Annotated in this window: 7 protein-coding genes; 6 read left to right on the forward strand and 1 reads right to left on the reverse strand. The window is 63.2% G+C overall.

Translation table 11 applies throughout. From position 1 onward, the window contains the following. Positions 1–143 precede the first annotated feature (143 nt). The 6 genes from aceE (at position 144) to Q7V20_RS09755 (ending at position 7,504) form a co-directional block, all read left to right on the forward strand. Positions 144–2,843, forward strand: a complete 2,700-nt coding sequence (aceE, locus tag Q7V20_RS09730) for a pyruvate dehydrogenase (acetyl-transferring), homodimeric type (protein ID WP_304789898.1) — start codon at positions 144–146, stop codon at positions 2,841–2,843. Positions 2,844–2,862: 19 nt separating this feature from the next. Continuing rightward, entirely contained in the window at positions 2,863–4,245 is a 1,383-nt protein-coding gene (gene aceF / locus Q7V20_RS09735; RefSeq protein WP_304789902.1) for a dihydrolipoyllysine-residue acetyltransferase, read from the forward strand. A 9-nt stretch (positions 4,246–4,254) separates the two neighbouring features. Continuing rightward, on the forward strand, positions 4,255–6,111 hold the full coding sequence (gene lpdA / locus Q7V20_RS09740; RefSeq protein ID WP_304789905.1) for a dihydrolipoyl dehydrogenase: 1,857 nt from the start codon (positions 4,255–4,257) through the stop codon (positions 6,109–6,111). Between the two features lie 70 nt (positions 6,112–6,181). Next, on the forward strand, positions 6,182–6,328 hold the full coding sequence (locus Q7V20_RS09745) for a hypothetical protein (RefSeq protein ID WP_304789907.1): 147 nt from the start codon (positions 6,182–6,184) through the stop codon (positions 6,326–6,328). A 127-nt stretch (positions 6,329–6,455) separates the two neighbouring features. Then, positions 6,456–6,821: an antitoxin Xre/MbcA/ParS toxin-binding domain-containing protein gene (locus Q7V20_RS09750; RefSeq protein ID WP_370652435.1), complete on the forward strand. Its 366-nt coding sequence runs from the start codon at positions 6,456–6,458 to the stop codon at positions 6,819–6,821. Continuing rightward, a complete protein-coding gene (locus Q7V20_RS09755; RefSeq protein ID WP_304789913.1) occupies positions 6,818–7,504 on the forward strand; it encodes an RES family NAD+ phosphorylase in 687 nt (228 codons plus the stop codon). The genes Q7V20_RS09750 and Q7V20_RS09755 overlap by 4 nt, the downstream gene beginning before the upstream one ends. Positions 7,505–7,703: 199 nt before the next feature. On the opposite strand, the gene Q7V20_RS09760 is transcribed toward Q7V20_RS09755, so the two are convergent. Beyond that, a partial coding sequence (locus Q7V20_RS09760; RefSeq protein ID WP_304789916.1) for an OB-fold nucleic acid binding domain-containing protein occupies positions 7,704–9,368 on the reverse strand: 1,665 nt, incomplete at its 5' end.

Raw genomic sequence — 9,368 nt, forward strand, 5'->3', positions numbered from 1 at the left:
GGTCTCCCACAATCGACGTACTGCTTGAGAACGAGTGCAATCCCGATTCAATTCCAGCGTTAAGGATTCACTCTAATCACCCCACTCACTCAGGGGATGGCTGATACTCATGACACTGGTACATACCAACGGAGACTTTGCTTATGTCCGCTGCCGATGCGCTGCCGTCTGCTTCCATGGATCTTGACCCGGAAGAGACGCGCGAATGGCTTGACGCCTTGTCGGGCGTCATCGAAACCGAGGGGCGTGGCCGTGCCCACGACCTGCTTGAACAACTGTTGGACCACGCCCGCCAGGCCGGCATCGACCTGCCGTTCTCGGCCAACACCGCCTATGTGAACACCATCGCGGTTCAAGACGAGGCGCAGTTCCCCGGCAACATGGAGATTGAAGAGCGCCTGCGCGCCTTCATGCGCTGGAACGCGCTGGCCATGGTGGTGCGGGCCAACAGGCATGAGCCGCCGGACGGTGGCGACCTGGGGGGGCACATCTCGTCGTTTGCCTCCCTGGCGACCATGCTGGGCTGTGGTTTCAACCACTTCTGGCACGCCGAGCACGAAGGTCATGGCGGCGACCTGCTCTACATCCAAGGCCATTCGGCGCCCGGCATCTACGCCCGAGCCTTCATGGAAGGCCGCATCACCGAAGACCAGTTGCTGAACTTCCGCCAGGAAGTGGGTGGCAAGGGCCTGTCCAGCTACCCACATCCCAAGCTGATGCCCGAGTTCTGGCAGTTCCCGACCGTGTCGATGGGTCTTGGCCCGATCATGGCCATTTACCAGGCGCGCTTTTTGAAGTACCTGCATGCCCGTGGCATCGCCGACACCTCCAACCGCAAGGTCTGGGTGTTCTGCGGCGATGGTGAGATGGACGAGCCCGAATCGCTGGGCGCCATCGGCCTTGCCACGCGCGAGAAGCTCGACAACCTGATCTTCGTCGTCAACTGCAACCTGCAGCGCCTGGACGGCCCGGTGCGCGGCAACGGCAAGATCGTGCAAGAGCTGGAAGGTGAATTCCGTGGCGCGGGCTGGAACGTGATCAAGCTGCTGTGGGGCGGCTATTGGGATCCGCTGCTGGCGCGCGACAAGGAAGGCCTGCTGCGCAAGGTCATGATGGACATGGTCGATGGCGACTACCAGGCCTGCAAGGCCAACGATGGTGCTTTCGTTCGCCAGCACTTCTTCGGGCGTGACCCCAAGGTGGCCGAGATGGTGGCCAAGATGTCCGACGACGACATCTGGCGCCTGAACCGGGGCGGCCACGACCCGCAGAAGGTGTACGCCGCCTACCACGCGGCCGTGAACCACACCGGCCAACCCACCGTGCTGCTGATCAAGACCGTGAAGGGTTTTGGCATGGGCAAGAGCGGCGAAGGCAAGAACACCGCGCACCAGACCAAGAAGCTGACCGAGGAAGACATCAAGATCTTCCGCGACCGCTTCAACATCCCCATCACCGATGAAGACCTGCCCGGTGTGCCGTTCTACAAGCCGGCCGAGCACACCCCGGAGATGGAGTATTTGCACGCCCGCCGCGAGGCGCTGGGCGGCTATTTGCCGCATCGGCGTGTCAAGGCCGACGAGCAGTTGGTGGTGCCCGAGCTGGCGGCCTTCAAGACCGTGCTGGACGCCACCGCCGAAGGGCGTGAGATTTCGACCACGCAGGCCTTTGTGCGCTGCCTGACGCCTTTGTTGCGCGATGCTCAATTGGGCCCGCGCGTGGTGCCCATCCTGGTGGACGAGGCCCGCACTTTCGGCATGGAGGGCTTGTTCCGCCAGATCGGCATCTATGCGCCAGAAGGCCAGAAGTACACGCCGGTTGACCGTGACCAGGTGAGCTATTACCGCGAAGACAAGGCGGGCCAGATCCTGCAAGAAGGCATCAATGAAGCCGGTGGCATGAGTTCGTGGATCGCGGCGGCCACGTCGTACTCCACCAACAACCGGATCATGATCCCGTTCTACGTGTACTACTCGATGTTCGGGCTGCAGCGTGTGGGTGACCTGGCCTGGGCGGCTGGCGACATGCAGGCGCGTGGCTTCTTGCTGGGCGGCACCTCCGGCCGCACCACGCTGAACGGCGAAGGCCTGCAGCACGAAGATGGCCACAGCCAACTGGTGGCTTCGACCATTCCCAACTGCCTGAGCTATGACCCGACTTACGCGCACGAAGTGGCGGTGATCGTGCAGCATGGCTTGAAGCGCATGGTCGAGCAGCAAGAGAATGTTTTCTACTACCTGACCCTGCTCAACGAGAACTACAGCCAACCCGGCCTGCGCGAAGGCACAGAGGCTGAGATCATCAAGGGCATGTACCTGCTGCAGGAAGGCGCCAAGAAGACACCACGCGTGAACCTGCTGGGTTCGGGCTCGATCCTGCGCGAATCGGTGGCGGCGCGCGAGTTGCTGGAAGCCGACTGGGGCGTGGCCGCCAATGTGTGGAGCTGCCCCAGCTTCAACGAACTGGCCAGAGATGGCCAGGATGCTGAACGCTGGAACCTGCTGCACCCCACCGAAGTACCGCGTTTGTCCTTCGTGGCGCAGCAGCTGACACCCCACGCTGGACCGGTCATCGCTTCGACCGACTACGTCAAGACTTTCGCCGAGCAGATCCGGGCCTACATGCCCAAAGGCCGCACCTACAAGGTGTTGGGCACCGACGGCTTTGGCCGCAGCGATTTCCGCTACCGCCTGCGTGAGCATTTCGAGGTCAATCGGCATTACATCGTGGTGGCCGCGCTCAAGGCCTTGTCGGAAGAGGGCACCGTGCCTGTGGCCAAGGTGGCCGAGGCCATCGCGCGCTACAAGATCGACGTCGACAAGATCAACCCGCTCTACGCTTGATGCATTGAGGCAGCACTGAATGGCACTCATCGAACTGAAGGTTCCGGACATTGGCGACGTGGCAGATGCCGCCGTCATTGAAATCCTGGTCAAGGCGGGTGACACCGTCAAGGCCGAACAAAGCCTGATCACGCTGGAGTCGGACAAGGCCTCCATGGAGGTGCCGGCAGCGCAAGGTGGCGTGATCAAGGAGCTCAAGATCAAGCTTGGCGACAAGGTCAGCGAAGGCGCCTTGATCGCGCTGCTGGAAACGGCAGACGCGGCGCCGTCACCGAGCGCTGACGCGCCGTCGTCGGCGTCAGGGGCGGCCGAGCCGGAGTCGGCTGGGGTGGTGCAAGCCAAGACACAGGCAGCTGAGTTAGTGGAACCTGTTGTTTCAGGTTCACCGGACCCTGCGGCCCCTGCTGCTGAAGCACCGGCCTCGCGCATTCCACCCACGGCGGCCTTGCCGCCTGCCGAGCCACCAGCCAAGGATGGCCATGTGCCCCATGCCTCGCCCTCGGTGCGCCGTTTCGCGCGCGAACTGGGTGTGCCGCTGGGCAGCGTGCAGGGCTCGGCCCCCAAGGGGCGCATCACTCATGCCGACGTGCAGGCGTTTGTCAAAGCCGCTTTGGCCAAAGGCTCTGGCACGGCTTCGGCATCTGCCGACCTCACTGCTGGTGGCGACAGCCTCAACCTGCTGCCCTGGCCCAAGGTGGATTTCGCCAAGTACGGCCCCATCGAGCGCCAACCCCTGTCGCGCATCAAAAAATTGTCGGGCGCCAACCTGCACCGCAACTGGGTGCGCATCCCCCACGTCACCAACAACGAAGAGGCCGACATCACCGAGCTGGAAGCCTTGCGCGTCAAGCTCAATGAAGAGCATGCCAAGACGGGCCCCAAGTTCACGATGCTGGCCTTCTTGATCAAGGCCTGTGCCGTGGCTTTGAGAAAATTCCCGCAGTTCAACGCCTCGCTGGATGGCGATGACCTGGTGCTCAAGCAGTATGTGCACATTGGCTTTGCGGCCGACACGCCCAATGGCCTGGTCGTGCCGGTGATCCGCGATGCCGACACCAAGGGCCTGTCGCAACTGGCCGCCGAGACCGCCGCTTTGGCGCTCAAGGCGCGCGAAGGCAAGCTGTCGCCAGCCGACATGCAGGGCGGCACCTTCTCGATCTCGTCGCTGGGTGGCTTTGGGGGCACCACTTTCACGCCCATCATCAATGCGCCCGAGGTGGCCATCCTGGGCGTTTGCCGTGCTGCGATGAAACCGGTGTGGAACGGCGAGTCCTTCGACCCGCGCCTGATCATCCCGCTCAGCCTGAGCTACGACCACCGCGTGATCGATGGCGCCTCTGCCGCCCGCTTCAACGCCTTCCTGGCCACCTTGCTGGCTGATTTCCGCCGCGCACTTCTTTGAACTGACACCATGGCTTTGATCGACATCCCCGTGCCCGACATCGGCGACATCGCCGATGCGGCGGTCATTGAAATCCTGGTCAAGGCGGGTGACACCGTCAAGGCCGAGCAAAGCCTGATCACGCTGGAATCCGACAAGGCTTCCATGGAGGTTCCCGCGCCACAAGCGGGCGTGGTCAGCGAAATCAAGGTGAAATTGGGCGACAAGGTCGGGCAGGGCACGGTCATCTTGACGCTGGAAGCTGCTGGGCAGGATGCGTCTGCTGCGGCGCCAGCGCCCGCGGTTTCCGCCAACGCAGCGTCGGCACCGGCTGCATCGCCAGTTGCGGCTGAACTGCCGAAGAGTGCAGCGACTCAGCCTGTCGCCGCCAGCCAGAACGCCAGCAAGGATCCCGACAACGCCGACTGCGACGTGCTGGTGCTTGGCGGCGGACCTGGTGGCTACAGCGCCGCCTTCCGCGCTGCCGATCTGGGCCTCAAAGTCATCCTTGTCGAACGCTATGGCGACCTGGGCGGCGTGTGCCTGAACGTGGGCTGCATCCCTTCCAAGGCCTTGCTGCACGTGGCTGCCGTCATGGAAGAGGTCAAGCACTTCGATGCCTTGGGCGTCAGCTTTGGCGAGCCCAAGCTGGACCTGGACAAGCTGCGCGCGCACAAATCCAAAGTCACCGGCAAGCTCACCACCGGCCTGGTGGGCATGGCCAAGGCCCGCAAAGTCACCGTGGTGCGTGGCTACGGCAGCTTTGTCGATGACCGCCACATCAAGGTAGAAGTCACCACCGGCCCGGCGCAAGACAAGTCAGGCGAGACCAAGACGCTCAGCTTCAAGCGCTGCATCATCGCCGCAGGCTCACAATCGGTTCGCCTGCCTTTCATGCCAGACGACGCGCGCGTGGTGGATTCCACCGGCGCATTGAGTCTGCCCTCCGTGCCGCGCAAGATGCTGGTGATCGGGGGCGGCATCATCGGCCTGGAAATGGGCACCGTCTATTCCACCCTGGGCTCCCGCATCGATGTGGTCGAGATGAGCGACACCCTGATGCCCGGCGCCGACCGCGACCTGGTCAAGGTCTGGGAAAAGCACAATGCCAAGCGCTTTGACCGCATCATGCTGGGCACCAAAACCGTGGCGGCCGAGGCCACGGCCGATGGCATCCGCGTGAGTTTTGAATCCGCCAAGCCAGGCGTTGAGGCGCCCGCAGCCGAGACTTACGACCTGGTGTTGCAGGCAGTGGGCCGCAGCCCCAATGGCCGCAAGATTGGTGCTGATCTGGCAGGCCTCGCCGTCAATGAACGCGGCTTCATCCCGGTTGATCTGCAACAGCGCACCAACGTGCCGCACATTTTTGCCATCGGCGACATCGTGGGTCAGCCCATGTTGGCGCACAAGGCCACGCACGAAGGGCATGTCGCGGCGGAGGTGGCCGCTGGCGAGTTGCTGAACGACACGGCCCTGTCGCGCGCAGCCTTCGATGCGCGTGTCATCCCCAGCGTGGCCTACACCGATCCCGAGATCGCCTGGGTCGGCTTGACCGAAGACCAGGCCAAGCTTCAAGGCAAGGCCATCAAGAAAGGCCTGTTCCCTTGGGCAGCCTCGGGCCGGGCGCTGGCCAATGGCCGCTCCGAAGGCTTCACCAAGTTGTTGTTCGACGCCGAGACAAAGCAGATCCTCGGTGGCAGCATCGTGGGCACCAACGCGGGCGACCTGATCAGCGAGGTGGCCTTGGCCATCGAGATGGGCGCGGACGAGGTGGACATCGGCAAGACGATCCACCCGCACCCCACCTTGGGCGAGAGCATCGGCCTGGCCGCCGAAGCCGCCCATGGGACTTGCACTGATTTGATGCCACCACGGCAGCGACCTTAGCGTTCGCGCGACAGCGGCCGGTTACCATGTTGGCTTGCCCCTCAGGGGCCCATCCATCGAGGAGTCAAACATGGCCAAAGGTCAGCAACGCAGCGGCAAGGAAGTCAAGAAACCCAAGCAGGACAAAAGCCCCGCCAAGCCCATTTCGCCTGGCGCTGTCATGCCCAGCATCACCACAGTGGTGCCGGTTCGTGGCAAGTTGAAGAAGCCGGGCTGATCACCCGCATCAGCACTTCAGTTCAAATCTGGACTTTTATTCACAAAATGTCTAGAATTGAACCATGAGTGCTGCATTGCATCTTCCCCGGGCGGCTGCCGCGCCGCCAGCGCCTTCGGCCCAGCACATGGGCGCGGCCGGATTGCGGGCCTTTGCCCGCATCGCCGAGGCTTGGGGCTTGAACACCGACGAGCAACTGCGCCTCCTGGGCGAGCCCGCCCGGTCCACCTTCTTTGCCTGGCGCAAATCGCCCGACACCGCCCGCGTGCCGCGCGACACGCTGGAGCGACTGTCCAACCTCCTGGGCATCTACAAGTCCTTGCAGATCTTGCTGCCCGATCCACAGGCAGCAGACGCCTGGGTGCGCCAGCCCAACACGGCCGAACTGTTCGGTGGGCGTTCGGCCCTGGACCGCATGCTGGCCGGCAATGTCAGTGATCTGAACCTGGTTCGTCGTTACCTGGACTCGGTGCGCAGCGGCGGCTGGGCATGAGCCCGGTAGATCCTGAAGTCCGGCGTTTGCGCTGGCAGCCCGCCCATCGCATCGTGCCCACGCGCTACCCCACGGTGTACCTGTTTGACCGGGTGGCCGAGGCCGACGATTTCGACGCTCTGTATGCACTGGAATCCCTGACCAACGAACGCATCCGTGATGAAGTCGGGCAGGTGGACCTGGTGCCAGCGCCAGACCGCGTGGTTGGCCCGGGCTCTGGTCCCGTCATGGCGGCCTTCACCCACCTCAATCCGGAAGGCAGCCGGTTTTCAGATGGCAGCTACGGCGTCTTCTACGCTGCGCACGACAAGGAAACGGCCGTGCTGGAGACCCAGTACCACCACGCGCGCTTCCTGGCCGCCACCCAGCAGTCGGCCATGCAGTTGCCGATGCGCCTCTACGCCGTGCGCATCAGCGCACAAGTGCATGACCTGCGTCCGCTGGACCTGGAGGGTGTCGGTGTGCATGCCGCCGACAGCTACAGCGCATCCCGGGCTTTGGGCAAGCAATTGCGCCAGCAAGGATCGGCGGGTGTGGCCTACCGCAGCGTGCGCCATCCGGGCGGCGAATGCGTGGGCCTGTTCAAGCCCAAGGGCGCCAGCCAGTGCGTGCATGCCGCGCATCTGCTGTACGTCTGGAATGGCCAAGCCTTTGTCGATGTCTACGAGAAGCTCGGCGCCTGAAAGAAAAAACCGCCGGGGTTTGACGCCGACGGTTGAAACTTGAAGACCACGTGGAGCCCTCAAGGAGGTTGCTCAAAGATCAGGGCAGGCGGAACACGAACAGCGCATGGGGGTGCTTTCTTGTCGAAAAACGACGGTGATCATTTTTGTGCAGGATGGCATGTGAATGACTGACGTTAAACCGAGGAAATCCCTGAACTCAGTGAAAGTTCCGACTTTCAGTGGCCAATCGGCCCAGCAAAGGGGTCAAGTCACGCAAATGATGGGCGATCAGATGACGGACATCGCCTTCGCGCTGCCAGACGCCATGCACGGCCAGCAGGCGTGAATGCAGCAACTCCTGGCGTTGCCGGTCGCGCAGGCGCTTCCAGACCACGACGTTGACGGTGCCGGTTTCGTCTTCCAGGGTGACGAAGACCACGCCACCGGCCGTGGGTGGCTGCTGCCGGACGGTGACGATGCCGCAGGCGCGCGTGCGCTCGCCATGCGGCAATTCGCGCAGGGCCTGGGCCGACATCAGGCCTTGTTCGTCCAGCTTGGCGCGCAACAAGGCCAGCGGATGGCGGCGCAAGGTCAGCCCCAGCGAGGCGTAGTCGAACAAGATTTCCTCGCCTTCGGGCGCACAGGGCAGGGTCAGCAGGTCTTCGTGCACGGGCGCTTCGCGCAGCAAAGCCGGGGCACGGTGCAGGGCGGAGGCTTCCCAGACCTGCTGGCGGCGGTGGCCGGCCAGGCTGATCAGGGCATCGGCGGCGGCCAGGTGGCGCATGTCGGATTGGTCGAGCCGGGCACGGCGCGACAACTCTTCGACGTTTTTAAAAGGGCCTGCCTGCCGGGCGTCGATGATGCGTGTGGCGGCCTCTGATGAGAGCCCGCTGACCATGGACAGGCCCAGGCGCGCAGAAGGTTGCCGAGTCTGATCGGTGAGGTCGACCAGGGTGCATTCCAGGCCGCTGTGCACCACGTCGGGTTGCAGAATGGTCACGCCATGGCGTGCGGCGTCTTGCACCAGTTGGCTGGGTGAGTAAAAGCCCAGGGGCTGGGCGTTGAGCAGCGCGGCCAGGAAGATGGCGGGCTCGTGGCATTTGATCCAGGCGCTGTCGTAGACCAGCAAGGCGAAGCTGGCCGAGTGCGACTCAGGGAAGCCGTAGGCGCCAAAGCCTTCAATCTGTTGAAAGATGCGCTCGGCGAATGCGGTGGAATAGCCATTGTCCTGCATGCCTTTCATGATTCGTTCCTGGAATCTGTTGACGCTGCCATGGCGTTTCCAAGAAGCCATGGATCGGCGCAATTCATCGGCTTCTCCTGCAGTGAAACCGGCCGCGATCATGACGACCTGCATGACCTGCTCCTGGAAGATGGGGATGCCCAGTGTCCGACCAAGGGCATCCTTCAACTCTGGAGGACAGTCATATGTTTCAGGCGTCTTGCGGCGCTCCAGGTAGGGCTGCACCATGCCGCCCTGGATGGGGCCGGGCCTGACCAGTGCCACCTCCACCACCAGATCATAAAAAGTACGGGGCTTCAATTGCGGCAGCATGTTCATCTGCGCGCGGCTTTCGATCTGGAACACGCCGATGGTGTCAGCCTGGCAGATCATGTCGAAGGTGGCGGTGTCTTTGTCCGGGATGTCCTGCAGGGCGAAGGTGTGGCCCCGCCGGAGGCCGATGAAATCCAGCGCGCGACGCAAGGCGGACAGCATGCCCAGCGCCAGCACATCGACCTTGAGCATGCGCAAGGCGTCCAGGTCGTCCTTGTCCCATTGGATCACCGAGCGTTCGGGCATGGTGGCGTTTTCAATCGGCACCAGTTGGGTCAGCGCTTTGCGGGCGATCACGTATCCGCCCGTGTGCTGGCTGAGGTGGCG

The organism is Aquabacterium sp. (genome assembly GCF_030652515.1).
Lineage (GTDB): Bacteria > Pseudomonadota > Gammaproteobacteria > Burkholderiales > Burkholderiaceae_C > Aquabacterium.